The organism is Anoxybacillus sp. MB8 (genome assembly GCF_011006755.1).
GTDB classification, from domain to species: domain Bacteria; phylum Bacillota; class Bacilli; order Bacillales; family Anoxybacillaceae; genus Anoxybacillus; species Anoxybacillus gonensis.
Genome location: NZ_RXXX01000105.1, coordinates 1 through 809 on the forward strand (window position 1 = coordinate 1; position 809 = coordinate 809).

2 tRNA genes and 2 rRNA genes are annotated in these 809 nt (G+C 49.1%); all 4 read left to right on the plus strand.

What is annotated here, in order from left to right:
- Positions 1 to 82, plus strand: a 16S ribosomal RNA gene (locus tag EKC99_RS15310); the annotation flags it as partial.
- Between the two features lie 378 nt (positions 83 to 460).
- Positions 461 to 537, plus strand: a tRNA-Ile gene (locus tag EKC99_RS15315).
- A gap of 12 nt (positions 538 to 549) precedes the next feature.
- Positions 550 to 625 (plus strand) — tRNA-Ala (locus EKC99_RS15320).
- Positions 626 to 729: 104 nt separating this feature from the next.
- Positions 730 to 809: ribosomal RNA gene (locus tag EKC99_RS15325) — 23S ribosomal RNA — on the plus strand; the annotation flags it as partial.

The window sequence follows — 809 nt, forward strand, 5'->3', positions numbered from 1 at the left end:
GCCGCCGAAGGTGGGGCAAATGATTGGGGTGAAGTCGTAACAAGGTAGCCGTATCGGAAGGTGCGGCTGGATCACCTCCTTTCTAAGGATAAGAAGAAAAGCGGAGGCGACTGTTTAGCCCCGACAAGCGCTGGGGGGCCTGCGAGGAGGCTGTTGCCGCCGCAGCAGGACCGAAGCGAATCGAGGGGCTAGGAGCCGGAGTTAGACAATAAGAAAAGCGGAGAATGACTCCGTACGTGTTGACAAACACAAAAAATATATGATAAAATTCCGCTGTCTGTTTTGTTCAGTTTTGAGAGAACACTCTCTTTTTGAACAAAATATGTTTTGCACCTGCGTCTAAAAGTGGATTCGAGGAAGATGGATTCCTCGGCGCATGGTAGCAAAGACGCTGATCATAGGAGCAACCATGTTCAGTTTTGAGAGAACACTCTCTTCATAAGTAAATATTCGTATGTATGGGCCTATAGCTCAGCTGGTTAGAGCGCACGCCTGATAAGCGTGAGGTCGGTGGTTCAAGTCCACTTAGGCCCACCATACAAACTTCATGGGGCCTTAGCTCAGCTGGGAGAGCGCCTGCTTTGCACGCAGGAGGTCATCGGTTCGATCCCGATAGGCTCCACCATTTTCTTGTAGATAGGTTATGTTTTTTACGCCTGCGTCTATTAAAAAGGAGACGAGGTTGGCATTGTTCTTTGAAAACTAGATAACAGGCTGAAAAGTGTGTTTAGTTAAGTTAGAAAGGGCGCACGGTGGATGCCTTGGCACTAGGAGCCGATGAAGGACGGGACAAACACCGATATGCTTCG